General features: G+C 42.9%; 22 protein-coding genes. 10 read left to right on the forward strand and 12 right to left on the reverse strand.

Annotated features, from left to right (window positions below):
- Positions 1-190 precede the first annotated feature (190 nt).
- The 3 genes from Q4592_RS11000 (at position 191) to Q4592_RS11010 (ending at position 3,815) form a co-directional block, all read left to right on the forward strand.
- Entirely contained in the window at positions 191-1,963 is a 1,773-nt protein-coding gene (locus tag Q4592_RS11000) for a M28 family peptidase (protein WP_303512845.1), read from the forward strand.
- Between the two features lie 118 nt (positions 1,964-2,081).
- Positions 2,082-3,224 carry a GNAT family N-acetyltransferase gene (locus Q4592_RS11005; RefSeq protein WP_303512847.1) on the forward strand — a complete coding sequence of 381 codons (1,143 nt, stop codon included), beginning with the start codon at positions 2,082-2,084 and terminating at the stop codon, positions 3,222-3,224.
- Positions 3,225-3,242: 18 nt separating this feature from the next.
- On the forward strand, positions 3,243-3,815 hold the full coding sequence (locus tag Q4592_RS11010) for a DUF6151 family protein (RefSeq protein WP_303512849.1): 573 nt from the start codon (positions 3,243-3,245) through the stop codon (positions 3,813-3,815).
- 194 nt (positions 3,816-4,009) lie between these two features.
- Here Q4592_RS11010 and Q4592_RS11015 read toward each other — a convergent pair whose 3' ends face one another.
- Positions 4,010-4,474 (reverse strand): hypothetical protein, encoded by a 465-nt coding sequence (locus Q4592_RS11015; protein ID WP_303512851.1) that lies wholly within the window; start codon positions 4,472-4,474, stop codon positions 4,010-4,012.
- Between the two features lie 195 nt (positions 4,475-4,669).
- On the opposite strand from Q4592_RS11015, the gene Q4592_RS11020 reads away from it, so the two are divergent.
- Both Q4592_RS11020 and Q4592_RS11025 read left to right on the forward strand, forming a co-directional pair.
- Complete coding sequence (locus Q4592_RS11020; RefSeq protein ID WP_303512852.1) at positions 4,670-5,977, forward strand: hypothetical protein; 1,308 nt, start codon at positions 4,670-4,672, stop codon at positions 5,975-5,977.
- Between the two features lie 7 nt (positions 5,978-5,984).
- Positions 5,985-6,128, forward strand: a complete 144-nt coding sequence (locus Q4592_RS11025; protein WP_303512853.1) for a hypothetical protein — start codon at positions 5,985-5,987, stop codon at positions 6,126-6,128.
- 83 nt (positions 6,129-6,211) lie between these two features.
- On the opposite strand, the gene Q4592_RS11030 is transcribed toward Q4592_RS11025, so the two are convergent.
- The gene (locus Q4592_RS11030; RefSeq protein WP_303512855.1) at positions 6,212-7,426 is read right to left on the reverse strand and encodes a DEAD/DEAH box helicase; all 1,215 of its coding nucleotides are present in this window, start codon (positions 7,424-7,426) and stop codon (positions 6,212-6,214) included.
- 154 nt (positions 7,427-7,580) lie between these two features.
- On the opposite strand from Q4592_RS11030, the gene Q4592_RS11035 reads away from it, so the two are divergent.
- A complete protein-coding gene (locus Q4592_RS11035; protein WP_303512856.1) occupies positions 7,581-7,826 on the forward strand; it encodes a Rho-binding antiterminator in 246 nt (81 codons plus the stop codon).
- 75 nt (positions 7,827-7,901) lie between these two features.
- On the opposite strand, the gene Q4592_RS11040 is transcribed toward Q4592_RS11035, so the two are convergent.
- From Q4592_RS11040 to leuC, 3 genes are read right to left on the reverse strand one after another with little or no spacing between them, the layout of a single operon-like run.
- Positions 7,902-9,485, reverse strand: a complete 1,584-nt coding sequence (locus tag Q4592_RS11040) for an alpha-isopropylmalate synthase regulatory domain-containing protein (RefSeq protein ID WP_303512859.1) — start codon at positions 9,483-9,485, stop codon at positions 7,902-7,904.
- An 18-nt stretch (positions 9,486-9,503) separates the two neighbouring features.
- Positions 9,504-10,121: a 3-isopropylmalate dehydratase small subunit gene (gene leuD / locus Q4592_RS11045; RefSeq protein WP_303513049.1), complete on the reverse strand. Its 618-nt coding sequence runs from the start codon at positions 10,119-10,121 to the stop codon at positions 9,504-9,506.
- 49 nt (positions 10,122-10,170) lie between these two features.
- Entirely contained in the window at positions 10,171-11,574 is a 1,404-nt protein-coding gene (gene leuC / locus Q4592_RS11050) for a 3-isopropylmalate dehydratase large subunit (protein ID WP_137674657.1), read from the reverse strand.
- A 385-nt stretch (positions 11,575-11,959) separates the two neighbouring features.
- Here leuC and Q4592_RS11055 point away from each other — a divergent pair, with 385 nt between their 5' ends.
- Complete coding sequence (locus Q4592_RS11055) at positions 11,960-14,101, forward strand: alpha-amylase (protein WP_303512863.1); 2,142 nt, start codon at positions 11,960-11,962, stop codon at positions 14,099-14,101.
- A gap of 64 nt (positions 14,102-14,165) precedes the next feature.
- On the opposite strand, the gene Q4592_RS11060 is transcribed toward Q4592_RS11055, so the two are convergent.
- Positions 14,166-14,960, reverse strand: a complete 795-nt coding sequence (locus tag Q4592_RS11060; protein ID WP_303512866.1) for a PEP-CTERM sorting domain-containing protein — start codon at positions 14,958-14,960, stop codon at positions 14,166-14,168.
- A gap of 357 nt (positions 14,961-15,317) precedes the next feature.
- Here Q4592_RS11060 and Q4592_RS11065 point away from each other — a divergent pair, with 357 nt between their 5' ends.
- The gene (locus Q4592_RS11065; protein WP_303512869.1) at positions 15,318-15,752 is read left to right on the forward strand and encodes a DUF4174 domain-containing protein; all 435 of its coding nucleotides are present in this window, start codon (positions 15,318-15,320) and stop codon (positions 15,750-15,752) included.
- Positions 15,753-15,811: 59 nt separating this feature from the next.
- On the opposite strand, the gene Q4592_RS11070 is transcribed toward Q4592_RS11065, so the two are convergent.
- From Q4592_RS11070 to Q4592_RS11095, 6 genes are all read right to left on the reverse strand, one after another.
- Positions 15,812-16,567 carry an oligogalacturonate-specific porin KdgM family protein gene (locus Q4592_RS11070; protein WP_303512872.1) on the reverse strand — a complete coding sequence of 252 codons (756 nt, stop codon included), beginning with the start codon at positions 16,565-16,567 and terminating at the stop codon, positions 15,812-15,814.
- A 72-nt stretch (positions 16,568-16,639) separates the two neighbouring features.
- On the reverse strand, positions 16,640-17,887 hold the full coding sequence (locus tag Q4592_RS11075; protein ID WP_303512874.1) for an alginate lyase family protein: 1,248 nt from the start codon (positions 17,885-17,887) through the stop codon (positions 16,640-16,642).
- 703 nt (positions 17,888-18,590) lie between these two features.
- The gene (locus tag Q4592_RS11080) at positions 18,591-19,028 is read right to left on the reverse strand and encodes a dCMP deaminase family protein (protein WP_137674652.1); all 438 of its coding nucleotides are present in this window, start codon (positions 19,026-19,028) and stop codon (positions 18,591-18,593) included.
- A gap of 109 nt (positions 19,029-19,137) precedes the next feature.
- Positions 19,138-20,721 (reverse strand): EAL domain-containing protein, encoded by a 1,584-nt coding sequence (locus Q4592_RS11085; protein WP_303512878.1) that lies wholly within the window; start codon positions 20,719-20,721, stop codon positions 19,138-19,140.
- Positions 20,722-20,915: 194 nt separating this feature from the next.
- On the reverse strand, positions 20,916-21,548 hold the full coding sequence (locus tag Q4592_RS11090; RefSeq protein ID WP_303512880.1) for a DUF2959 domain-containing protein: 633 nt from the start codon (positions 21,546-21,548) through the stop codon (positions 20,916-20,918).
- Positions 21,545-21,775: a hypothetical protein gene (locus Q4592_RS11095; protein ID WP_303512882.1), complete on the reverse strand. Its 231-nt coding sequence runs from the start codon at positions 21,773-21,775 to the stop codon at positions 21,545-21,547. The genes Q4592_RS11090 and Q4592_RS11095 overlap by 4 nt, the downstream gene beginning before the upstream one ends.
- Before the next feature lie 213 nt (positions 21,776-21,988).
- Here Q4592_RS11095 and Q4592_RS11100 point away from each other — a divergent pair, with 213 nt between their 5' ends.
- Complete coding sequence (locus tag Q4592_RS11100) at positions 21,989-23,122, forward strand: exonuclease SbcCD subunit D (RefSeq protein ID WP_303512883.1); 1,134 nt, start codon at positions 21,989-21,991, stop codon at positions 23,120-23,122.
- The gene (locus Q4592_RS11105; protein ID WP_303512886.1) at positions 23,122-26,184 is read left to right on the forward strand and encodes an SMC family ATPase; all 3,063 of its coding nucleotides are present in this window, start codon (positions 23,122-23,124) and stop codon (positions 26,182-26,184) included. Before Q4592_RS11100 ends, Q4592_RS11105 begins: the two co-directional genes overlap by 1 nt.
- The last annotated feature ends 28 nt before the right edge of the window (positions 26,185-26,212 follow it).

Here is a 26,212-nt window from a genome sequence, read left to right on the forward strand (position 1 = left end):
GATAATAATATCAATAACTGTCTCTTATACAAAAAACTACAAAATTTTCTCTAGTCAATTATTTGTTAGGATCTTGTTAAGCGTTTGCAATTGCAAATGCTTAATTTTAACAAATTGTTGGTTTATTTTGCTATTAGGGTAGGCGGGAAGCTTGTCTGAGTTATCTAATAGACACTAAAAGGGAATCGTAATGCATAGTTACAAGCGAACATTAAAAGTCACCTTATTATTTGCACTTTCAGCAGGTTTGATAAGTGCTTGTTCAGAAGAGCAGAAAGCGACGTTAGGTGCAGAACTGCTTAGTAAGTCAATTTCTCAAGCGTCAATTCTAGATCATTTAGCCAGTTTAGAGGGCTTATCTTCAGCTACTACCGATGGAAACTCAATTACTCGAGTGGCTGGCAGTGAAGGCTATAGTTCTTCTGTAGAGTTTATTGTGGGCAAGATGGAAGCACTAGGTTACCAAGTGGAATTGCAAAGCTTCGACTTTAGGAGTTGGGAAGAACTACCGGGCTCAGCGGTGCAAGTTGATGGAGTAAACTTATTAGGAATTTCTGACATTACCGAAGGTGAAGCAGCTGATTACGCAGCGATGTCTTACTCTGCTAGTTCAACTGGAAAAGTGATGGCTGATATCGCATTTGTTAGCCCAGACTTTCGCTTTGACGCCGACGATTATGACAGTACTGATGGTTGCGAAGTGAGTGACTTTGATGGCTTAGAGCTAACAGGAAAAATCGCGGTTATTCAACGAGGTGGCTGTAGTTTTAACCAAAAAGTAGTGAATGCCCAGCAAGCAGGCGCAGCCGCTGCACTTATATTTAACCAAGGCAATGATGAAGGGCGTACAGCCGTTGTAAATGGCACCTTGGGGAGTGATAGTGAGGCGGTTATACCAGCTTTTGGGGTAAGGTTTGACCTTGGTGAGCAATGGTATCAAGCGAGTTTAGTGGGGACGGTGACAGGGGAGCTGACCATATCCACGGATGACAACATGATCGTAACAGAAAACATTATCGCTGAAACTAAAAGAGGCGATGCCGAGCAAGTGGTGATGTTAGGCGCTCACTTAGACTCCGTTGCCGTAGGTCCGGGTATTAACGATAATGGTTCGGGTAGTGTGGGTTTATTAGAATACGCAACGCGCTTAGCTAAATATGAGCATTTGCTAAAGAACAAAGTTCGATTTGCCTGGTGGGCCGCGGAAGAAGCTGGTTTAGTTGGGTCTGAGTATTATACTAATGACTTGTTTGGCCCCCTATATAATACCGCTCAACAGCAAATATTGTCTGAGTTAGGCTTAGATGATGTGAGTGAATTGAGCCCAGAGCAAAGTGCATTGGTTGATCAACGTTACAACCAGCTTAATCACATTAAACTCTATTTGAACTTCGATATGATTGGCTCGCCAAACTACATATTCGGTGTAATGGACGGGGATTTATCTGACACCAAAGACAGCCCAGATAATGCTTATACTGGCGACTTTACTCCACCTGCTGGCACCTCAAACATAGAGTCTGTTTTCAACCGCTTTTTTAGTGAACAGTCTGAGCAAACAGTACCTCAAGCGCTGTCTAAACGTTCAGACTACGCAGGCTTTGCAGATTGGGGGGTGGCATTTGGTGGCTTGTTCACCGGAGCGGAACGCGTAAAAAGCATAGCTGAAGCCGAAGCATTTGGTGGTGACGCTGAGCAAGCTTACGATCCTTGCTATCACCAAGCGTGTGATGACTTAAACAATGTTAGTGCGAAAGCTGCATACATCAATACTCAAGCATTGGCGTATGTGACCACCTATTATGCGATGAAAAAAGAGTTGTTTCCTGCTGAACCAGTGGTTCAGCAGGCGCGGTTTAGCTCATCAGCAACTTACCTACCTATTGGCACTAAGTTAAAAGCTGCCCCTAGTCATAGTGATCATGGACATTTCCATGGTGATTTAGACCAAGATAGAGAGTAAAGCGCTGTTCACTTAGTTATTGGGGGCTTTACGCCCCCAATTTTATTTCTTGTAACGGGTGTTGTTCTGGTCTGCTTTGTTATATTTTGGTTGTTTATATGTAGCCAAGTGTGAGTTTGTGACAATAAGTTTAAAAGAAGCCGGTGAAATCCAACAGGGTCGTATTCATAGCAAACTGAGTGATTGTAAATCGACATTTGATGCTAGCTCACCTTTTTGTAATCCCATCTTTCTAGTCGCTCTTGAGGAGCGACTGTGCGTAGGCGGCAACACAGGTTGGCAGCCACATCACATTGAGTTGCCCGATCATCAAATAGTGATTCCTAGTTATATAAAGCAGCACAGTTATGGCGAGTATGTTTTTGATTGGGCATGGGCCGACGCTTATCAGCGTTACGGTGTAGAGTATTATCCTAAGCTGGTCACTATGCAGCCCTTTACTCCTATAACTAGCAATAAGCACCTTGGTGGAAACCTTAACGCATCGCTCATAAAGCAGTGGGTAGACAGTGTTTATACCGTTTGCGAGCAACAGCAATTAAGCTCCTGGCACTGCAACTTTATTGGTAAGGACTTAGCCGATGAATTTGCTGAACTTGGTTTAATGACCCGCCATGGAGTGCAGTTTGAATGGCTTAATAAAGGCTATCAAGATTTCAACGATTTTTTGGCTAGCTTTACTTCTCGTAAACGCAAAAACACCAATAAGGAGCGCCGAAGCGCTCAGCAAAATGTAGATGCTATTCATTGGAAGATTGGCGCTGATATAGACTCAGCCGCATTAGACGCTTTTTACCTGTGTTACCAAACCACTTATTTAAAGCGTGGCCAACAGGCCTATTTGTCTCTCGCTTTCTTTAAACAGCTTTGCGAAAACATGGGTGAATCTATGTTGTTGGTGGTGGCCGAAAAAGATCAGCAAATTATCGCTTCAGCCTTATTCTTTTTTGATGAAACCAACCTTTATGGCCGTTATTGGGGGAGCGTACAACAAACCGATATGTTGCATTTTGAGCTGTGCTTTTACCAAGGGATTGAGTTTGCGATATCAAGAGGTATTAATCGCTTTAACCCTGGAACACAGGGAGAGCACAAACTGTTAAGAGGTTTTGAACCCATCACTACTTATTCATCTCATTATGTAAAAAGAAGTGACTTTTCCGTCGCTATCGCCGATTTTTGTCGGCAAGAAAGAATGCAGATGGCGCAATATAAACAACAATGTTTACAGCTGCTTCCATACAAGCAAAGCTGTGACTAAAGGGAAGATGGAATTCTAATGATTGATTTAGCGTTACGCTGTCATTGCGGCAAAATCGAAGGTGTAGTTAAGCAAGTCAGCGCCAATAGCTGCAACCGAATGGCGTGTTATTGTAAAGACTGTCGCCAATTTTCCAATCACTTGTCAGTAGATTCAAACACTCTAAATGAGTACGGTGGAACAGAGCTATACCAAGTGGCTCCAAATAGTTTACGCATCACCCAAGGTGCTGAACATCTAGCGTGTTTACGGTTAAAAAGAAAAGGCATTTACCGTTGGTATAGTGCTTGTTGTAATACGCCAATTGCTAATACCGTGAGTTTAAAGCTACCGTTTGTTAGTGTTTTCCATGACTTTGTAGCCGAAGGGCAACAACCTGACCTTAACTTAGGAAAATCTTTAGGTGCAGTTCATTCTGACCAAGCCTTAAAACCCTTACCTGAACACTTACAAGGTCAGTCTCAGCGTAAAATTGTCGTAAAAACAGTACTTAAATTGTTGTTGTGGAAACTTACGGGGAAGGCCAGGCCAAGTCCATTTTTTGAAGACTCAGGCAGATCAAAAGTGAAACCCATTATTCTTAAAGAATAATTACATTGCTTCTTGGTTTGCTGCTTTTACTTTGCGTTGTAAGTAATAAAAAATCACAATTTGAAAAAGCTTAAAACTTAACCAAAACATATCTCGTCTCCGGTGGTATATTCTAATGTCCCAGATCCGTGTGGTCGATTAATAGATGAGTAAATAATAAGAAAGCTCAATTTTTGACCATTTTCTCAGGTTTGTTATCCGTTCGCAAGCTCTACTACAGATACACCTAATACCCAATAAATGGCATCAATGGCCTGCTGTTTGTCACCCCACTTTTCTGTGAGCAAACTCTGTAAACGTTGAATACCCGTTACTGTCATTGAACTGGTATCTTCACGCGTAGCGTTACTTACCAACAGGTGAACCACAGTTTTAAATACTTTTTCGTTTAAACAGTTATGCCAAGATGCCTTAAACGTGTCTGGGTTAGTAAAGTCCAGTTGAGTCATCAATACTGGAAACACTTTTCCGCGTAAGGCTTCACCAAAATCTGTTTTAGTGGGGTAGTAGGCCTGAACACTACTTTTGCCAATACCAAACTCTTTCGCCATATTGTTTAACGTAATGTAATCCCAGCCTCGTTCAAAGAAACAATTAAGTACGATTGCATCGTATTTTTCTTTGTTCTCTTGCCGTTTTTCTACAGTAATTCTTGCCATATGCTCCTCCGATTTCGAGCAATATAACACTTTATTCGTCCTTTGGATAAATAAAATGTTGACTTTATGGGTCCCGGGGACGTAATATGCATCTCGTCATAAGGAATTGAACAACGAAACAAGGAGATATTTGGTTTATTTGTAGCGGGCTATTCGAAATTAGATGGTGTTGAGCCCAACTTTAAAGGTAGAAAAATGAAAAGAACTGTTTTAGCAACTCTCATTGCGATTAGCCCACTGGCCTTAACGGGTTGTTTAGATAACTCTAGCACTTCTGATGACTCTGAACTGCAGGCGCGCACGGTTAGTGTAAAATTGCAGTCACCAGCCTCAATTGGTCTTAAAGAGGGTGAGCTCGAAGGCAATGATTTACACGAGAAGGTAATTAAGGTTTATGACAACAACGGTTACCCCCACTTTCTCCGGGTCGATGGTTACCAAGTACTGGTAAACGACTTTATCGATGGAGTAGGCGCTAGAGAAGTTCTTATCGATATCGAAGATATCAGCAAAGCTGACAGCTTTGACATTGAGGTTACCGGTGAAGCTCACATTAAGCTAATCGCCCCTATTACCTATTTTGATGGTGACGTAGCTTACTCGTATACTGCAGTAGCTGAAGAAACTGTAACTCGTGAAACCAATGAGGTGTTGCTTTATGCTGAATATGACCCTTCGTTTAGCTACGTTACTGTTCGAGCTACAGAAGACGTTGACCGTGCCAACACCTATGTAAATGATGAAAATTTGGCTGCCGCCTTAAATGAGGACGGTACTGATGCGTACCATACAGTTTACGTTCAGAAAGAATCTGTAATTGAAATAACTACAACTTATGGGTCGACAATCGTAGAAACATTGGCCTATGACTCAGAAAGTCCAGAGCATTATCCATATAACATCACTAGGAATGAAGAAGGTGGGATTATTATTGTTCCTCCTAAATTTGGCGAGCCAATTGAAATTTCACCTGTAGAGCCAATCATCACTAAGTCTCAAGTGATTTTTGCTGATATAACCAACACTGATAATACAGACGGCGCAGTTACGTTAGTGCCTAAACCACGAGGTGGGAAACCTAATGATTTTGAGGCCACTGTTAAAACGGTAGTTGGCAATGAAAATCTTGGAACCATTGGCGATAGAAATCTAGATTTTACTTATGATTTACTTACTCATGAGGGAGCTATTCAGCCGTATGTGAACATCTACGTAGATGGGACTCTTGAAGTAACGGATGCAGATAACACAGTTACTAAAGAGCAAGTAAAGTCGGTAACTTACTATGGTAACGGTCAAAAAGATGTCACCGTGAGATTTGAAAGCTCTGATGTACCAAGTAAAACATTTGATTTATCTGAAGTTTTACACCTAAACGTAACCAACCAGTTGGACAACAATGGCAGAGGCAATTTTTGGGTTCGCTTAAATGATGAAGACGCAAATTCAGGTACCCCTATTACTATTCGTACTTACGATTTTAGCCTGATCTCGGTGGAGTAATATAGTTATGCTACCGATTTTAAACGGCCTTGTAGTACTGTTGATGGTAATTGTTGCGATGTATCTGATGATACGCAAAGTTGTTCAAGGTTTGGTTGTGTTACCAGTCGCGCTGAGTGCTAATACCCAAGAAGAAAAAATTACTAGCTAACATTACTCATTAGCTTTTAGACCAAATAAAAAACCAGGGGCAATATAGCTTCTGGTTTTTTGCGTAGAGTATTTTTGGCTGAATTAGCTTTTTCTATTTTTATAGTGGCCATTACCTTTCTTAGATTTAGGTTTGTAGTTAAGAATAGAAACCGGAACCTCTTTAGTCGGTACAAAGCCTTCTACTTCTTTTCGTTCGATTAAGTGACCAATACGGCTTTCTATGGCGCAAAGGTTTCTAAAATCGTCTCTAGAGACAAATGATATCGCTTCGCCTTGGGCTCCAGCTCGGCCAGTTCTGCCAATGCGGTGAACGTAGTCATCGGCTTGGTCTGGCAAATCGTAGTTTACTACGCGGCTCAGTTCATCAATATCAATACCACGAGATGCGATCCCTGTGGCCACTACAAACTTTACTTCGCCAGCCTTAAAATTTTCTAGTAGCTTGTTTCTCGACGCTTGGCTTCTGCCGCTATGAAAAGCCTCAGCGGCAATGCCTCGTTTTTCTAACTGACTCACTAACTTAGCAGAACCGTGTTTGGTTTGAATGAAAATTAGTGCTTGTTGCCAGTCATTTTCCTTAATCAAATGGCTGAGCAGCGCTGACTTTTTATCTTTATCTACGGTAATCAAGCACTGGTCAATTTTGGGTGCGTTATCAATATGGTTGCTTACCGATATTTCTACCGCATCGTTAATGGTGGTTTTCGCTAAGGCTTTAACTTGCTTTGACAGGGTCGCCGAGAACAGCAGGCTTTGGCGATTGCCTGGTAAACGGTCAACAATTTTAGTGATATCGTCGATAAAGCCCATATCTAGCATGCGGTCGGCTTCATCTAACACCAGGGTTTCTAGTTGATCAAAATGTACCGCTCTTTGGTACATCATATCTAGCAACCTTCCTGGAGTGGCCACGAGTATGTCTATTCCGTAAATTAGCGCTTGTTTCTGTGGCTCTGAATCAACGCCACCCACCATCGCTAACGAGCTTATTTCTAGGTGTTTGGCGTAGTCTACAATGTTTTTTTCTACTTGCTGTGCTAATTCACGAGTGGGAGTGAGTATTAATGCTCGTACTCGTTTACCGCGTAAATCTTCACCTTGTTGGCTGATTTTTTCCAAGATAGGTAACACAAAGCTGGCCGTTTTACCGGTGCCTGTTTGCGCAGCGCCCATTACATTCTTACCGGCTAATACCAAGGGGATTGCCTGCTGTTGAATAGGGCTTGGAGTATGGTAGTTTAGCTCTGCTAAAGCGTGCAAAATTGGCGTGCTTAATCCGAGTTTGGAAAATGGCATGATAGTTCTCAGGTCAACAAAGAGGGCTGTTGCTATTATAGTGGCTAGCAACACAAATTAATAAGGCGCGCAGTGTAACACGTAAGCCTGTGTAAGCTAGTCTAGTGATTGGCGGTCTGTTGTATTGTTAACAGCATTAAATGAAGAGGCCTAAATGATTTCTTGCCAAGATTATGACTATATCGAAATAGTATGCATGTATCATTTTCCTATAAGGATCGAGCTTGTAAACGGCGAGACCATTCAAGGTAAAGCCTTGGATACACAAAGAAATACAGAACAAGAAGAATGTATAAAAGTATTAGTAGGCGAAGATGAGCGCTTAATAAATTTAAGCTCGATTAAACGTTTAACAGTACTGATGGATAACCCACACTTTCATGCCGTTGAGTTCAATTGATTTGGCAGTGTCACTATTGTTTTGACGTAAAAAAGGCGAGCACTGCTCGCTTTTTTAGTTAACCGAAACCTTATGTTACGCAGGCTGGCGTTGATGTAACCTCACATTTAACATGCGCAGGGTTGCTTGAATACCGGCAAATACTTGGTTTGAGTTAACCCCTCGAGTATGGAACTGCTTGGCGTCATCGGCCCATTGAATCACACATTCTGTTAAGGCATTTGCTTGACCACCTGGAGGAATACGTACTTCGTAATCAAGAAGTTCAGGCATGGTTAGATCAGCTTCAGAAAGTGGATAGGCTAGTGCTTTCATAAAGGCATCAAACCCACCGTTGCCGTGGCCAGAGCTTTTGTAGACTTCATCACCAATTCGCAGGCGAATATTGGCAGAGGATTCTAAATCTAAGCCGCTGGTGATCGAGCAGTTAAGTAACTCAATATGGGCGAAATCATTGCTTTCCATAATGTCGGCAATAATAAACGGCAAATCGTTAGGGGTAATAGTGGCTTTTTGGTCGCCTAATTTAACAATTTTATCCAACAGCTTTTTCTGGTTCTCTGGCGATATTTCTATCTCCATCGCTTCAAGGTTTTTAATAATTGAAGCCTTACCGGCCATTTTCCCTAAGGCATAACTGCGTTCTCGGCCAAAGCGCTCTGGGCTAAGTTCGGTAATATATAAACCGCCTTTTTGGTCACCGTCGGCATGAATACCAGCCGTTTGGGTAAACACATCGGCGCCTACAATCGGGGTATTGGCGGCTAAACGTTTGCCCGAAAAGCTCTCTACTAGCTTGGCAATATTGTGAATTTCTTTTTCATCAATATTAAGCTTGAAGCCAAGTTTATCTTTGAGCACAACCGATACTTCAGCTAGCGAGGCATTGCCCGCGCGTTCACCTAAACAGTTCATGGTGCAATGCAACGCCGCCACACCGGCTTCTGCTGCTGCCATAGCATTTGCGGTGGCTAAACCATAATCGTTATGTGGGTGGAAATTAAACTTTATGTTTGGGAAGCGGCTAATCATATCGCTTAGGCTACTTGATACTTCTTTTGGCGCCATAACGCCCAGTGTATCGGGTAGCATAAAATGCTCAATGCCTAAGTCTTTCAACGCTTCTACCAAGGCGTAAACGTAGTCTGGGCTGTTAGCATAGCCGTTTGACCAATCTTCTAAATACACATTTACACTCAAACCTTGGCGTTGTGCGTAGCTTACCGTTTGTTTAATGTCGGCAATGTGTTGTTCTAGCGTTTTACCCAGTTGGTTAGTGCAGTGATTAAGGCTGCCTTTGGTTAGTAGGTTGATGATCTTCGCGCCGGATTCAACAATCCAATCCACGCTTTTGGTGTGATCAACAAAACCTAAAATTTCTATTTGTTGTATATGGCCAGCGCCTTTTGCCCAATCGGTAAGCTGCTGTACAGCTGATTTCTCGCCGTCTGATACACGAGCTGATGCCACTTCAATGCGATCAACTTTTAGAGATTGGAGTAGGGCTTTGCCTATGCTGACTTTTTCCTGAGGGAAATAAGACACACCTTGGGTTTGTTCGCCATCGCGAAGGGTAGTGTCCATGAGTTGTATTGAGCGGTTTTGCTCCATAAACCATGTCTCGCAGTTAAGAAAATTGCTAAAAGCAGGCGCAGCCATAGCTGCGCCTAGCTACAACTAAGCGCTTGGCCACAACCAAGGTAGTTGTTGTTTGTGTTTCACTTCAAATTCGTCGATTTTATCTTCAAATTTCAAGGTCCAACCGATGTCATCAAGACCTTTCGATAAAGTCTCTTTGCGGAATGGGTCAACATCAAACGCAATTTTGTTACCCGCTGGGGTGTTAATTACTTGATTCTCTAAATCGATAGTAATTGAAATGCCTGGTGCAGCTTCTACTTCATCCATTAATGCTTGCAGTGTTTCGGCATCAACTTTAATTGGCAATATGCCATTTTTAAAGCAGTTGCTAAAGAAGATATCAGCATAACTGGTTGAAATAATGGTATTAAAACCGTAATCGGCAATTGACCATGGTGCGTGTTCACGTGAACTACCACAACCAAAGTTATCACCAGCGATTAGGATTTTTGCGCCTTTAAACTCAGGGCGGTTTAACTCAAACTCTGGATTGTCAGAACCGTCTTCTAGGTAACGCCAATCGTGGAATAAGTGGATACCAAAACCGGTGCGCTCAACTTTCTTCAAGAATTGCTTTGCTATGATTTGGTCTGTATCAACGTTACTGCGGTTCATTACCGCAGCAACAGAGTTGTGTTTTTCATATGGTTGCATCATTAACTCCAAAAATTTAACTCACATCGATTAACTCAATGTGTTTACATTATTTCCAATTACGTAAATCGACGAACTTACCTTCAACGGCTGCGGCTGCGGCCATTGCTGGTGATACAAGGTGGGTACGACCCCCTTTACCTTGACGTCCTTCGAAGTTTCGGTTTGAAGTTGAAGCACAACGTTGCTCAGGTTGAAGATAATCACCATTCATGGCTAAGCACATTGAACAACCTGGCTCACGCCATTCCCAACCCGCGTCAATGAAGATTTTATCTAAACCTTCTTTCTCGGCTTGTTCTTTTACTGGGTAAGACCCTGGTACAGCAATAGCTTGTACGCCTTGGGCAACTTTTTTGCCTTTGGTCATTTCAGCGGCTGCACGGAAGTCTTCGATGCGACCGTTAGTACAAGAGCCTACGAATACCACATCAACTGGGAAATCTGTCATTTTCTTGCCAGCTTCTAGGCCCATGTAGTTAAGGGCGCTTTTAGCGGCGAGTGACTTAATTGAGTCTTCGATTTGAGCTGGATCTGGAATAGCTTGATCTACTGGAAGTACTTGCTCTGGCGAAGTGCCCCAAGTGATTTGCGGAGCGATGTCAGCGGCAGCTAATTCTACTACTGCATCGTACTCTGCGCCTTCATCAGTGGTTAGTGATTCCCAGTAAGCAACGGCTTGTTCCCAGTACTCACCTTGAGGGGCAAATTCTTTGCCTTTCAAGAAATCATAGGTTTTTTGATCGGGAGCGATAAGGCCAGCACGTGCGCCGCCTTCAATAGCCATGTTACATACGGTCATACGACCTTCCATGCTAAGGGCTTCAATAGCGCTACCGGCAAATTCGATAACATAACCAGTACCGCCTGCGGTACCAATTTTACCAATAATGGCTAGAACAATGTCTTTAGCAGTAGCGAATTCAGAAAGTTCGCCATCTACTTTAACCAGCATGGTTTTTGATTTTTGCTGTTGGATGGTCTGAGTAGCCATGATGTGCTCTACTTCAGAAGTACCAATACCAAAGGCTAGGGCGCCAAAGGCACCATGAGTAGCGGTATGGCTATCACCACAACATACCACCATACCTGGATGTACAAAGCCATGCTCTGGTACAACAATATGAATAACACCATTGTTGGCGTTGTTCATGTCGTAAAGGTTAATGCTGTTGTCGGCACAGTTTTGCGCCATCACTTCGATTTGTTTTTTGCCAATTGGGTCTGGCAAGCTTACGCGGTCGGCTGCTTTAGTTGGAACACAGTGGTCCATTGTAGCCAGAATGCTGTGTGGGTTACGAACCGGGCGATTAGCAATGCGTAAACCTTCGAAGGCTTGCGGGCTAGTTACTTCGTGCATGAGGTGACGATCAACAAAAAGGATAGATGCGCTACCTTTTGGTTCGTGGACTACATGCGCGTCCCAGATCTTTTCGTACATTGTTTTTTTCATGGCTTCCTTTACACCCTGTCTGTTGCTCTCACTCGCGTTGTTTTTATATCTCTGTCAAGCGTTAAGCGAATACGACTAACTTAAACTGTTTATTTTCTCTGTCTGCCAATTACGATTTTTAAGCTAAAAATAGCGCTTAAATAACCACAATTAAGACCCGACATCATAAAACAACATCACAGGTGCAGCAAGGGGCACGAGGGATTCATTGTTGATCTGGCGGCCAAGTTGATGTTTTGCCAAATGAAAGCGCTGTCAGTCATAAAAATCACAAATAATCATGCTTTGTTAGTGAAAACTTAAGTAGCTTTTGTTTTCATCATTCCAAATGGTTGAACGAGGTGTTTGCTCGCAGGGTGCGATGTACAAATACCATGGAGGTTGAATGAAAGGTTTTAAACTTGGTTTATTAAGTGCCGCGTTAGTTATGGCGGGCGGTTCGGCAAATTTGTCGGCGGCAATGATCAAAACCCCTTTGTACATGAATTATGCCGATAGCGGCGTAAATGTTGAGCAACGCTTAAAGTTTGCAGGAAAGAGTCGCTACAAGATTACGGTACCTCTAGAAAAAGGCATTTATAACTTCCAGGTGTCTGATGAAGGTCAACAATGTGGCCTACGTTACGGCCCCGCCGATGAAGCGAAAATGCGCTTTTCCAAACCTCAAGGCTTGAGCGACTGCGCTGAAGACAAGTTCTTCGAGCTAAACATTCGTTTTGCTGGCAATTATGAGCTGATTTTAGATAACTCCGATGCCGACAAACCTACTTTACAAGTATCGCGTAAAGCCAAAGCGTCTACCTTCAAACGTAAACCTCCAGCCGTGGATTGTATTGCTTGGGATGGTCAACCGGTTACCGTTGACGTTAGCTCTACCTTTAGTAACGGCGAAACGGTAAAAGACTTCTATTCTGGTCAAACACAAAAAGTTACTAACGGCACTGTTACCATGCAACCAGACCCCGCAAGCGGCGGAGTATTGTTGCTAGAAGCGGCGGATGCTGAAGCCAGTGAGTTCTCGTGGGATAACGCCAGCGTTTATTTCATCATGACAGACCGTTTCAATAACGGTGATACTAGCAATGATTACCCGCTAAATCGTAAAGCCGACGGTAAACAAGAAATTGGCACCTTTCAAGGTGGCGACTTTAGCGGTATTACGGCCAAGTTAGATTACATTAAAGATTTAGGCATGAACGCCATTTGGGTTACCCCAATTGTTGAACAAATTCATGGCTTTATTGGGGGCGGTGAAAAGGGCAGTTTCCCATTCTATGGTTACCATGGTTATTGGGCTTTAGATTTTACCAAGATTGATCCAAACCTAGGCAGTGAAGAAGATTTTGGCCGCTTTGTAGATGAAGCACATAAGCGTGGTATTCGAGTATTGGTAGACGTTGTAGTGAACCATGTTGGTTACCCTACAATGGATGATATGCAAACCTTTGGCATCAACGCTATGGCACCAGGCGCCCCGGTGCCTAAGAAGTGGACTGATTGGCAACCTGATTTCGAAAAAGGCCACAACTGGCATCGCTACAACAACTTTATTCGCTGGAGTTCTAGCGACTGGGCAGACAAATGGTGGGGACCAGATTGGGTTCGTAGTGGCATGGCTGGATATACTGCTCCTGGCGGCGATGATATCACCATGAATTTAGCTGGCTTGCCAGATCTAATCACCGAAAGCACTAAGCATGTAGGCTTGCCGCCTATTCTAAAAAATAAGAAAGATACCAAAGCTGTTGAGCGCGAAGGCTATACGGTATTGGATTATTTGGTGGAGTGGCATACCAACTGGGTACGTGACTACGGTATTGATGGCTTTAGAGCAGATACCGTTAAACACGTAGAAGCCGAAGTATGGGGCAAGCTAAAAGACTCTGCGACAGAAGCGTTAGCTGAGTGGAAAAAAGAAAACCCTGAGAAAGCAATAGATGACAAACCGTTTTGGATGGTGGGTGAAGTATGGCACCACGGGGCTTACCGTGATTTCTACTTCGATAACGGCATGGATAGCTTAATTAACTTTGAATATGCAGGTGAAAGTGCTGCACTTAAAGGCTCTCAGTGTTTAGCGCAAAACGAGAAAATGTACGCAACTTATGCCAAAGACATAAACAGCGATCCTACGTTTAACTTGCTTACTTACATTAGTTCGCACGATACCAAGTTGTTCTATTCAAACTATGAAGATATTCCGCTACAAGCAGGAGCGGGTACAGCATTGTTGATGATGCCTGGTGGCGTGCAACTGTATTATGGTGATGAGAGTGGGCGACCACGTGGGCCGCAATCGGATGCATTTGATTCGCCGACTCGTTCATTTATGAATTGGGAACAAATTGATAAAGAAGCGGATCGCCAAGCTTTGGTTAAACACTGGCAAACAGTGGGTCAGTTCCGAGACCGTCACGTAGCGGTTGGAGCTGGTGAACACAACAAGATCAGTGACCAGCCCTATGCCTTTAGCCGCACTAAAGGCGACGACAAAGTCGTTGTTGTATTTGCGGGCATCAAGCAATAACAAACAAAAAATAAACGGTAATAGCAAAGCGACAGTATGGTTAGCCATACTGTCGCTTTTTCGTTTAGGGTTTGCCTACTGCTTTTCTAACGATTAGTGCGCTTAAGCCCAGCAGTACTAGCCAAATTGAAGTGGGTTCAGGTACTTGGGCTGGTAGATTTGCGTCGCCACTAATAACGATATCGCGAAAAGCAAAAGCTTCGGCACCACTGTTCTGCGTTGCGTTAAAATACAGGCTAAATACCGAACCACTGCCATTAAGCGATTGTTCTAGTGTTTGGAACTGGTTATTTAAACGCTGGTTGTTAACAAGCAAAGGGTCGTTTAATACCTGCTGGTTGCCATTGGCTAATCGGTAGCTTTGATCGGATTGCTCATCTACAACACTCGAAAACAATGCGCTTACTGGTGCTGCATCAATCGAGTAGGCAAAGCTGAATATGTCTGATGATTCAAAGTCACCCATAGCCGCCATAGCAATAGAAATCGAGTTGAGGGTAAAACCCGCAATGTTGAAATGCCAAACTGCTTGAGTGCTGCCGCTTGGATTGTTTGGGTTAGCAACATCAGTAACACCAAAAAATGTATTGGTGTCATTTTGAGTATTAACAATGCCCAAGCTATCATTGGCAGTGGTTAAACTAGTGTCTAACAAACTATTTGGGATAGTGGCGCTTACTCCAACACGGTACTTCTCAAATCCGTCTTGCTCACTATTAAACTGCTGCTCGTAAGGGTTGCTGTGCTCAATAAGACCTTGGCTGTTGCTATTAAACATATCGTAGGCAATTACTGAGGCGAAGCTGGGGCTACTTAGTAACAACAAGTAAGCAGGTAGAACAGTGTTGGTTTTAAGCATTTGGCATTCCTTTTAAAGTGAACACCAGCGATATCAATAATTAAGCCAGAAGCAATAAATTCATATTTATCAATGGGTCGCAAAGACTTCCTCAGATCTTTTTGTGTGAGTGTAAATTAAAGTGGCACTTTTGTTACTAAGGCTTCTTTGCTTATTCATGATGTTAAATAACTTTTAACTCAATAGGTGGGTGTTTGCATGGCCTAAAGTTTTTCTATAAGAAAATTAAAGGCTTAATAAAAAGGGCCATTATGCTGTAAAGAAATCTGACTACCTCCAATGAAATAGCTGCAGATAAATTGAACTAAAGCTAAGGCTCAAACGTTCTAATAATGGTTAAAAGCGAGGATAACGTTTATGAAGAACTTACTAGCTTTACTCATGATTTGTTTTAGCGCTTATTCGCAAGCTTACCCCTTAGAACATAATTATTGGTCACATCGCAGTGTTTTATTTTTCGCTCCGCAACAAGACCAGTATGTGGAAAAATTTGAAGCGGAAGAACTACGCTATCGGTGCCAAATCAAAGAACGAGACATGGTGGTGTTGGTGGTGACCGAAGATGCTAAAGCCATACCTAGCGGCCATTTTGATGATGATGGGTTCGAATATCTACGTAATAAATACCAAGCCAGTCTGAAACAATATACTGCGGTGTTAGTGGGTAAAGATGGCCGAGAAAAATATCGCTGGGGGGCAGAAACTGATTGGCAAAAGATCTTTTCGATTATCGATGCGATGCCGATGCGTCAGCGAGAAATGCGGGATGCTCCTAGCGTGTGTTCAGCCTAAAAAAAGGGCCAAGTAGGGGAGCTACTTGGCCAAAAAAGGAATGCTAAGGTTTTATGAAACTAGAACTTGTATTTAACACCAATACGGGTTTTAAGTTGGCGTTGATCAGTTTTAGAACTTACGCTTGAATTCCAAAATTCTACGTATGGGCGCCATTTTTCAATTTGGTAACCAATGAAGATACCCGCATCCCAGTTGTCATCACCGTTGTTAAATTGTGCATCTTTAGCTTTACCAGCTTCTGCATCCCACTCGTACTCGTGGCTCTTCCAGTAGTTTGCTTCATAATCTAACTTAAGGTTAGGCATGCTTTTAACTTTGTAGCCACCGGTTAAGGTGATTTTAGATTTGTTCCACGTTTCACCATTCTCTTTACCATCAGCATATTGACGGATTTCGTAACGGTAACGAAGGGCGGTTTTTAAACCAAAGTCAGAGGTGTAACCTACACGAAATTGTGGTTTGTAGGTGATACGCTCAGAACCAAAAGTGATTGGCATACCAGGTTGGATGTACCACTTTTTGTTTAGTTTATGACGGTAGCCAAAATCAAATTCAGAGTCGCCACGTTGTAGGTTTTCTAAGAAGCCACCAGGAGTGCCATCTACTTTGTCACCGCTGAAGAATTTCATTTCTACGCTGTAGTACACTTTGCCTTGGTCACTTACCTTGGTTGAGTCACCAATCTTAATACGGCCAGCATGATCTTCTGATTCATGTTTGTACTCAGTACGGATATCAAGCTGTCCAGCGAACGCAGTACCGCTAAGGAATACAGCGGCAATGGCAATTGGTAACGCTTTCATTTTATTCATAATAAATTCCATTTCTATATTTGGGGGCTTATTGTTAAGCCTCGGTTTTATATTTAAGGAGTAGGGTTAAAATTATTTTCTTGGGTAGAGCAACTCTATGTCGCGTTCAGCCCAAATTTCTGCGAGGTTTTTCTTTACGGTGTATTTCGAGAAATCTCCTGATTTAGACAGAGCAAGCAAGCTTTCATCACTCATTCCTAAACCAGCTTTACGGTAAATAGGTATCATACGCATAGTGCGAGGCGTCTTTTTGTGTTGATAAGGCCATCCCTCTGCGTTGTCATGATATTGTGCAACTAAATCAATACCTTTCTTCAGCGAAGCGCCAGTAGTTGATTGATAGCTCCATAGGTCTATACCTATTTTTTCACCTACTTGAGCAACACCGGCTAATGCATCTAAATTAAAGTAGCTGTAGTGGTAAGAACGGGTTCGGCCTAATTCGTGAGGCTGAGTGCCGTCAGGCATAAACTGAGTATCAATTCTCATTTTGCCTTTTTCCACTATGTTCATTGCAACGGATTCTTTTCCTAGAAAGTACGAGATGCCAGCTACCTGCAAGTCGTACCAAGAACCATGGTTGTTTTCAGCGTAAGCTTCGCCTTTAGGGCCGCCACCTAATTCGCTGGTGAGCAACCAGTTTAAGTACTCGCTATACCATTGGTTGATGCCTTTTTCATCGGCTTCTGTCCAATTAGGTGAGGTAGATACCATTGCAACGGCATCTAACATTCGGTCAGCAAATGAACGTGAATCGATTAAACCACTACGGCGACCGTCAGCACGGCCAGGAACACCTTGTGCGAAGTTCATATTCGGGTTCATACGTGTTTCAGGATTTAAGAACCAAGTTCGAATATAGTCGATAGCGGTTTCAGCATATTTCTCGTCTTGGCTAAAGTAATAAGCAATTGCCAAGGCGCGAACTGAACGGGTAAATTTACCTAGGCGTTTTGAATCGGTTTCGCTGGTCTTAGACGCAGGGTTAACTTTGCCATCGTGGCGGATCCACGGTAGTCCATCGGCTTTATTTTTATCAGGCCACCAATATGGACTAATACTTAAGTAATCGTTTTTGTCACCACTTGGCGGTGTCATGCCTTTATCGGTTACAGAAAAGGGGCCTGCTTTTGTCGCGTAACCCGCTTCTTCTAATAAGCGCTCATAACTCAGCTTCATAGACGCAGGTGCCGCATCAGAATGAAGTAAAGCACGGTTCTCTTTAAGAACACTTTCGTTCACAAATACAAATTCAGCTGCTAAAGCTGAAGAGCTAAAAGCAAAACAAACTGCAAGTGCCAGAGGCTTATAATTCGTCATCATCAATCCTTATGGGTGACTTCGATTACTGTATTAATGTAATACAAATATGCTATTGCGATTTGCGATAGTTATCTGTGAACCTGATCAGGTTATTAAATATTCTTGTATGATTAATAGTGGAAAGGTCAAAAAGTGTGGACTTGATAGAGAAAATTGTAAAAAACTGTGAGCTTTTCGCAGTAATTACTCAATTGGTGGTGTTTATTTGAGCAGCTATGTGAAGCCCTTAAGCTTTGTGCTTTACATTATTGAGGAAAATGTTATTTGGCGTTGATTGTAGTTTTCATTTTCAGTGTCTATCACGATCAAACCCTTGAATCCAGACGAGTTAGCATAAAATGTGAGGCGATGAAAAGTATAGCGACTTAAGTAAATAACTGATTTGCGTAAGTTCTTATCTATTTAACGTAAGTTAAGCTTAGTGCCGTCAACAATGTTAACTAAGCGATAAGTGATACAGCAAGGTCATTTAGCGGTTAAACAAAGTGAGAGGGATTAGTGTTAGGGAAGTGGAAGCTTTACTCTTTTACTCATGGTTGATTTGGAGTTCATTTTAATCTTAATTGTACGACATAACCTCATTTAGCTGAGTGTTCGCTAGATTAAAACTTCGCCAGTACTCTGAAAACGAAATAGAATAAATATAAAGCCTTGTATGAGAACAAGGCTTAGGAGAGCGTAATGGTAGAACTAAGTGTTTCTATTGGCTTAAAGGTAGCCAATCTACTTGTACACCGGCCTGGCTAAACATGTCTTCGCTGACTTTGATTTTGTCGCCCCAGCGAGATAAAAAATCTTCACTTTGTTCTGGGCAATGCACAGTACTAATGCCGGTTTGAATGATCTTGGCCGCGCAATTAGGGCAGGGGAAATGAGTGACCCAAATTTCGCAACCAGACAAATCGCGCTTTGCAAACAGAATGGCGTTTTCTTCGGCGTGCAAGGTTTTAAGCAGTTTCATTTCCCTATTGTCGGTTTCTGCACTGTCTGAGATACCGTGGGGATAGCCATTAAATCCGAGAGAGACTATTCGGTTATTTTCGGTGATTACTGCACCTACCTGGGTAGAGGGGTCTTTACTCCAGGAACCTACCAGTTCAGCCATTTGAAAAAAGCGTTGTGCCCATTTAGAAACCATATTGCTTAACTCCTTTGTTAACGCTGCTATTGTGCGCAAGTTCCAATGCGCTTGCAAGTTATCATAAGGTAATGATTTCTCAACTAATCAAGATGTAGGTTTAAGGTCTCTATGCCGTAAAGTTACTAATGGCCTGAGGTTTACCGTATAGCCACCCTTGGTGAAAACTTACGCCCTTTGAAATTAAGTATTCAGCTTGGGCCTTTGTTTCTACGCCTTCGGCGACCAACTGTAACTGTAAATTTAGTGCTAGATCTATGACTCCATTTAATACTTTTGCTTGCGGAGATTCAGTGCCAATGGCGACAACAAAACTACGGTCAATTTTTAAGGTATCTAATGGTAGCTGCTGCAAGTATTGCAGACCCGCGTAACCCGTTCCAAAGTCATCAATCGCCAGTGTTACACCTTGTTGTTTAAGCTTTTGCAGTGACAGTTGAACCTGCGGTGAATCTATTTCGACCAATTCTGTTTCTGTGATTTCTAAGCAAAGGTTAGGGAAATCAGCATGTGCGGCTAACACTTGGCTAATAAATTTGGGGCTTTTTAAATGTTGCCCTGTGATATTAATGTTTACTTTAATCTTTGGGTATTTTGCCAACAAGGTGTGTAAATCACGTTTTAGATTTTCGATAACTTGTTCTGTTAGCGCCACCTGTAGTTGATAACGATCTACATCTGGCAAGAAGGAATCGGGGCTGCGGAGGCCGTCTACTGGGTGCATCCAGCGAACAAGTGCTTCTACAGCGACCAATTGGTTATTTCGAGTATCAAAAATGGCTTGATAAAAATTTACGAACTCTCGATTCTTCAAGGCTACTTTTAAGCGTGATTTTTGACTCAAACGGCGGCGACGGTGTCGATATGCCAAAAAGGTCATGCTACACAGTAAACAAGCAAATAAGCTTACTTGTAGCAGACTTAAGCAATAAACACTTTTGTATAGCTCGTGAATGGATCGGCTTGAGATAAGCGATAAACCTGGTAGCGCTGGGAACACCTGGACGATATAGAAACGCTGTTCCCCATCGTCAAATAGCCTAGCGCCAGAGGTTTTACTTTGTTGGAGAGGGAATAACTGGGCAGAGTTATGCAACGGCAAGCTGTAGTCTCCTATTTTGAATAGCGGCGATCCGGTTTTACTATCGCTTAAGGCTATGGAGTCACTGTGATGATTTGAATCCTTTAAAAATGCACGAAAAACATCTAGAGGGATTGCGGCGTTTATTTCGCTTCCATCATGGCGGGTTTGGGCCACTATCATTGCTAGTTCTTCGGTGTAATCTAATACGGCTGGGCCAAAGTAGCGAAGGGTGCTATCGCTAACTGGTTTAAGTACATCTAAGGGAGGGCTAACCGGGCCCCAGCTGCTGCACGTGAGTTTACCAAATGGGCTGACGATGCCCATTTCAGCAATGTAAGAAATTCGAAAATGAGTTTTGCGTAAGGCGACTAAGGTATCTTCAGAGCAGTGTGTATTGGCGTTATCTAGAAGTGAAAATTGCTGAGCAATAGCATTTAAGTTATGGCTAATGTTATTGAAACTGGTTTGGTAATCGTGAATAAATGCTTCGCGGCGTTGCTGCTTGTTGTTTTCAATTATACAAACATAAGCTATCGCAATAGGTAGCAGGCTACACAGTAGTGCCAAAAGTGCAGGTTTAAAATGAAACCTTCTGATTTTGCTGAGCATTTGTTGCCACCTTGAATGCAGAGTATTGCCATTACGCACGAAAATGCTCTCGCGCTTAGAAACAGACAATAATTTTGAGTGGCAAATTTACTGCATTTTTATGAAGGAATTGTTACAGGTAGGGCTAAGAAGAAGATTGAGAAACGAGTGCGTAAATAAAAGGCTACAATTGATGGTTTTGTAGCCTCTAGGGTTTACTTCATGGTAGCAATAAACTTATCTGACTCAGCTATCGCTTTGCTCATTTGCTGAATCACGTCAGCAACCTCTTGCTCTAAGCGTACGAATTCTTTGCCTACAGAGCCAATAGCTCGCGCATTTAGATTGTGTTTTAAATAAAGCTGATTGTCGTTTAACCGACTTAACACCGGTGCCATTTGTGATTCGGCTCGGCGCATTGCTTTTAGCATTGCTGCATAGCGCTTTTTAGTGTCGGCGAGTTGAGTTTCGCTTTCCGCTCTTAAGCTGGTTGATTGATATTGTTCCAACTCGCCTTGCCATTCATCAAACAAAGCTTCGGCCACGCTATCAACTTCATCAATGCGCTTACTCACTAGTTCAGCAGCTGCTTTGGAATCTTTATATTGATCATTTACTTGGTCATAAATAACTTCTAAATCACCGCCATCAAAATTGGTCAGGGTTTTAAGGTGTTCTAACGCAGAAGTAAATTGTTGCTGCGCATCTTGTTGGCTTTCTTGAGCGTCTTCAACTCGGTCGACCAAAATCTCACGTTTGTGATAACCCACTTTTTCCATGGCCGAGTAGTAAGTAGATTCACAGCCAACAAGGAAAATGAGCAACAAAAAGGGCGAGAGCAGTTTCATCGAGAACCTCCTGGAGAAAAGCGCGCAGCATCAATAATGGCCCAAATATGAACGATAACGGCAATAATCACCGGAAATACTACCAGCCACAGTGCGTAACCTGCAGCGGTAAAAATAAAGAATAGTATTGCTGGTAACATCCGCCCTTGTACCAATTGGCCAAGACCCGGGATAAAAAAACTACATATGGCGGCGAGTACATTGCCGGTAGAACCTTGTTCAGTCACAGCTCTTCCTTGAAACGAGATAAATAATTTAACTTATGTTGCCAGAGTATTTAATCGGGCGCGAGTTTAGTTAGCCATTTTTACTGTAATGCTGCCCTGTGAGGCGAATAGGCTTAGTTTTGTCGTTGGCTTATTGATTGTCATCCCTGATAATAAGCATCAGCTTTTTTGGGAAAATACTATTTTCTCATTTACTTAGAACACGGATATTGAATGAAATTTCTCCATACATCAGATTGGCATTTAGGCCGGCAGTTGCACAATCAATCTTTGCTTGAGGACCAAGCCTTTGTATTGGAACAGATTGTGAGCTTGGCCAAGCAGCACGATGTTGATGCATTAATTGTTGCTGGAGATATCTTCGACCGCTCTGTTCCACCTAGCCAAGCAGTAGCCCTGTTAGATGAAGTATTACACCAATTAGTTAATGAGTTGGGGATAAGCGTGATTATGATTGCGGGAAATCACGATGGCGCTCAACGCTTAGCTTTTGCTTCGCGGCATATGCAAAATTTACATATCGTAGGCCCCTTAAAGAATCAGATAAAACCTATCAAGATTAAGTCTAAGGCTGGTGAAAACACAGCGTTTTATGGTTTACCTTATGCAGAGCCTGCAACGGTAAGAGAGGTATTTGATTGTGAGGTGTCAAGTCACCAGCAAGCCATGCAAGTGCTGCTTGAACAAGTCAGCGAGCACGATAGCCAAACAGCGAATAAGGTTGTTATAGCTCACTGCTTTTTAGATGGTGGGGATGAATCTGAATCTGAGCGGCCGCTCAGTATTGGCGGTGCAGACAAAATATCACCGAACTTATTTACTCCTTTTTCTTATGCTGCACTTGGCCATTTACATGGGCCTCAATACAAAGGTGAATCGCATGTGCGTTATTCTGGTTCGCCACTTAAATATTCGTTTAGCGAACAGCACCAAAACAAATCTATAACCTTGGTTGAACTGAATGGTGATGATTATCAATTTGAATTATTGCCCTTAAAACCCTTACGTGATGTACGCATTATTGAAGGAATGTTAGACGACGTTATTAGTGCTGGCGCAACCGACACTAATAACAGCGATTATTTAATGGTAAGGCTACTCGATAAGTCCGCCATATTAGATGCAATGGGCAAGTTAAGAGACGTATACCCCAATGTATTACATTTAGAACGTACCGGTTTAATGGCAGAGAATCAGCAGTTGGCTTTGCATCGTGCGCATGTACAAAAAGGTGAGTACGACATGTTTAGCGATTTCTTTTCTCAGGTATCGGGAGAAAGCTTGAGTAACGAGCAACAAAGCTTGCTAAAAGCCACCATTGAATCACTGCACAGTGGAGACCAATAATGCGTCCCATTAGCTTGCGCATAAGCGCTTTCGGTCCGTTTGCTGGCACCGAGTTTATTGACTTCTCTCAGCTAGGACGCAACCCGCTGTTTTTGCTTAACGGCCCCACTGGCGCCGGTAAAACCACCATTTTAGATGCGATGTGTTTTGCCTTGTACGGTAAAAGCACCGGAGATGAACGAGAAGCAGCACAAATGCGCTGTGATTTAGCCGATGAATCACTGCTTACCGAGGTGGTTTTTGAATTTGAACTTGGCCAACAGCGTTATCGTATTCGCCGCGTGCCTGATCAAGAACGGCTTAAAAAGTCTGGAGACGGAGTTACCAAGCAAAAACCAGAAGCGCAGTTGACCAAAATAGATGACGACGGCAGCGAAACCTTATTGGTACCGGCTAAAGTATCTGAAGCAAATAGCGAAATAGAAGCGCTAACGGGTTTAGACGCAGACCAGTTTCGCCAGGTGATGGTATTGCCTCAAGGCAAATTTAGGCAATTGCTAATGGCTGACTCTAAAGAGCGAGAGAAGATCTTTAGTCAGCTTTTTCAAACGCACATCTACCGAAAAATTGAAGACAGCTTAAAAAGCCAGGCCGCCAGTATTCGAAACGCCGCTGCTGAGCAGAAAAGCATTCGCGAAGGTATATTGCTAAGTGCTGATGTAGAGCAAGAACAAAACCTTCAGCAAGAGTTGGGTGAGTTGGCAAGCACAGTGAGTTTGGCAGCTGATGACAAAGCTCAGTCAGGCAAAGCCTTTGATGAAGCGAGTAAGCAGTTTGAAGTCGCCAAGTTACTTAGCGCAGACTTTGAGCAGCAGGCTAGCTTAAAAGCATCTTTGGCATTACTGACTAAACAAAAGCCTAGTATAGACAAACAACAACTAAACTATGACCAAGCTAAGGCTGCTCGAGCAATAGAGCAATTTGACACAGATTATCGCGTTCGTTTTAACGAAGCTAAGCAAGCAAGCCTAGCGCAAACCCAAAGCGAAACCGAATTAAGCCAAGCCAAGCAAAGCTTGGGCGATGCTGAGCAGTTATTTAAGCAAGTTCCCGAGAAAGAAGCGCAGTTAAATGTTGCTCAGGATCAGCTCCGTTCATTACAAAGCTTTAAGCCTTTGTTGGAAGAGCTAAATAAATTTAATGGCTTACATAAGGCTGAGCAGCAGAAGCTTGATCTGCAAGCTGAACAAGGTAAAGCGCTGAAGCAGCAGCTTAGTGATACCACTGAGCAAAAAGCCAAGCTACTTCAACAGCAAAGTGAATTACGCCAGCAAGCTGATACTCAGGCGGCAAAGCAAAAGATTTTGGGCGTTGCAGAGCAAAGCGTAGAACAAGGTAAGCAATTAGCTGCATTAAATAAGCAACTGGCCGAAAGCCAACAGGCCATGCAACAATCAGCGGGGCAGGGCAAGCGCTTACGAGAGCAACACCAACTTGCGGAACAATTTGCAAACCAAACCGAGTTTAATTGGCACCAAGGCCAAGCGGCCATTATGGCAAAACGTTTAAACCAGGGGGACGCGTGTCCTGTTTGTGGTAGCCAAGAGCATCCGCATTTGGCAGTTAGTGATGATGAACTGCCTAGTGAGGGTGACGTAAAACACGCGAGAGAAAGTGAGCAACAAGCTAAAGACAAATTAGTAGAAGCACGCCAGCAATACTCGGTGTTAAAAGCGCAATTATCTGAGTGGGAAGTTCAGCAACAAAGTTTACACCAGCAAATGGCCAGCAAGGCTAGTTTGTCGCTACCAGCGCTTACTGCTGAGTTGGAACAGGCGCAACAAGCCTTAGCTACTGCCCAGCAAGCGCATAAAAAAGTGGACGAACTGCAACAGCAGATTGAACAAACTACCCAAGCTGAGCAAGCACTGCAAAATAAAGTTGAACTTGCTAAAGACGCTTACCGAAACATTAAAGAGCAAATGGGTGTTTACCAAGCGCAGCATGAGCGAGCTGAGCAGAATCTACCTGAGCAATACCGAGAGCCTCAATTGCTGGAACAGGCAATTGAGCAGCAAAGTGCTAAAACTGAAAGTTTGAAACAAAACATAAGCACTGTTAATCAGGCTTATAATGCGGCAAGAGAAGCGTTAAGTGCAAAGCAATCGGGCGCTGCGGCTGCCAAGCAGAGCCTTAAGCTCGCTCAACAAACCTTAGGTGAAGCTAAAACTACTTTTAGTGAGCAGTTAGCCGGTTCGTGTTTTGATAATGAGGGGGCGTTTAACATAGCCCTTAACAGCTTAAGTGATGAAGAGTTCTCTGAGTTAGAAGCACTGTTGCTGTCATTTAATCAAAACCTGACTAAAACCACGGTTCTTTTTGAACAGGTCAAAGCTAAGCTCAAAGGTAAAAAACAACAAAATGTAGAAGCCCTAGAGCAAGCACTGGTAGGGCATTTAGCGCTGCGTAATCAACACGATGTTCAATGGAATAAACTAAACAGTAGGCAACAGACTTTACAAGATATTCAACAAAAGCTGCTTGGTGCGGATAAAAATGCAAAGAGTTTGCAGGCAAAGTATAAAGTTGTCGGCACCCTGGCTGACGTAGCGAACGGCCAAACCGGCAACAAAATTAGTTTGCAGCGCTTTGTATTAAGCGTGTTATTAGACGATGTATTGCTGCAAGCAAGTCAACGTTTACAGCTAATGAGCAAAGGGCGTTACCAGCTTATTCGAAAAGAACAACGGGCAAAAGGCAATAAAGCCTCTGGTTTAGAGTTAGAAGTCGAAGATAGTTACACCTCTAAAGTTCGCTCGGTAGCTACCTTAAGTGGCGGCGAAAGCTTTATGGCTGCGCTAGCCATGGCATTAGGTTTGTCGGATGTTGTTCAAGCTTATGCTGGTGGTATTAAGTTAGACACCTTGTTTATCGATGAAGGCTTTGGCAGCTTGGATCAAGAGTCGTTAGATCTAGCTATTCGCACCTTAATTGATTTACAAAGCTCAGGGCGAATGGTGGGCGTTATTTCTCATGTGGCTGAAATGAAAGAACAAATAACCAGCCGAATAGATGTATTAAAACAGAGTGGCGGTAGCACAACTCACATTGTTGTGCCTTAACAAAGTCATAAAAAAGGGTAGCTTACGC

The sequence above is a fragment of the Agarivorans sp. 1_MG-2023 genome, assembly GCF_030548385.1.
In the GTDB taxonomy this organism is placed as follows: domain Bacteria; phylum Pseudomonadota; class Gammaproteobacteria; order Enterobacterales; family Celerinatantimonadaceae; genus Agarivorans.

Coding starts and splice junctions, on each gene's coding strand:
- Q4592_RS11000 (WP_303512845.1), top strand. CDS start 191: ATGCATAGTTACAAGCGAACATTAAAAGTCACCTTATTATTTGCACTT.
- Q4592_RS11010 (WP_303512849.1), top strand. CDS start 3,243: ATGATTGATTTAGCGTTACGCTGTCATTGCGGCAAAATCGAAGGTGTA.
- Q4592_RS11015 (WP_303512851.1), bottom strand. CDS start 4,474: ATGGCAAGAATTACTGTAGAAAAACGGCAAGAGAACAAAGAAAAATAC.
- Q4592_RS11020 (WP_303512852.1), top strand. CDS start 4,670: ATGAAAAGAACTGTTTTAGCAACTCTCATTGCGATTAGCCCACTGGCC.
- Q4592_RS11025 (WP_303512853.1), top strand. CDS start 5,985: ATGCTACCGATTTTAAACGGCCTTGTAGTACTGTTGATGGTAATTGTT.
- Q4592_RS11030 (WP_303512855.1), bottom strand. CDS start 7,426: ATGCCATTTTCCAAACTCGGATTAAGCACGCCAATTTTGCACGCTTTA.
- Q4592_RS11035 (WP_303512856.1), top strand. CDS start 7,581: ATGATTTCTTGCCAAGATTATGACTATATCGAAATAGTATGCATGTAT.
- Q4592_RS11040 (WP_303512859.1), bottom strand. CDS start 9,485: ATGGCTGCGCCTGCTTTTAGCAATTTTCTTAACTGCGAGACATGGTTT.
- leuD (WP_303513049.1), bottom strand. CDS start 10,121: ATGCAACCATATGAAAAACACAACTCTGTTGCTGCGGTAATGAACCGC.
- leuC (WP_137674657.1), bottom strand. CDS start 11,574: ATGAAAAAAACAATGTACGAAAAGATCTGGGACGCGCATGTAGTCCAC.
- Q4592_RS11055 (WP_303512863.1), top strand. CDS start 11,960: ATGAAAGGTTTTAAACTTGGTTTATTAAGTGCCGCGTTAGTTATGGCG.
- Q4592_RS11060 (WP_303512866.1), bottom strand. CDS start 14,960: ATGCTTAAAACCAACACTGTTCTACCTGCTTACTTGTTGTTACTAAGT.
- Q4592_RS11065 (WP_303512869.1), top strand. CDS start 15,318: ATGAAGAACTTACTAGCTTTACTCATGATTTGTTTTAGCGCTTATTCG.
- Q4592_RS11070 (WP_303512872.1), bottom strand. CDS start 16,567: ATGAATAAAATGAAAGCGTTACCAATTGCCATTGCCGCTGTATTCCTT.
- Q4592_RS11075 (WP_303512874.1), bottom strand. CDS start 17,887: ATGACGAATTATAAGCCTCTGGCACTTGCAGTTTGTTTTGCTTTTAGC.
- Q4592_RS11080 (WP_137674652.1), bottom strand. CDS start 19,028: ATGGTTTCTAAATGGGCACAACGCTTTTTTCAAATGGCTGAACTGGTA.
- Q4592_RS11085 (WP_303512878.1), bottom strand. CDS start 20,721: ATGCTCAGCAAAATCAGAAGGTTTCATTTTAAACCTGCACTTTTGGCA.
- Q4592_RS11090 (WP_303512880.1), bottom strand. CDS start 21,548: ATGAAACTGCTCTCGCCCTTTTTGTTGCTCATTTTCCTTGTTGGCTGT.
- Q4592_RS11100 (WP_303512883.1), top strand. CDS start 21,989: ATGAAATTTCTCCATACATCAGATTGGCATTTAGGCCGGCAGTTGCAC.
- Q4592_RS11105 (WP_303512886.1), top strand. CDS start 23,122: ATGCGTCCCATTAGCTTGCGCATAAGCGCTTTCGGTCCGTTTGCTGGC.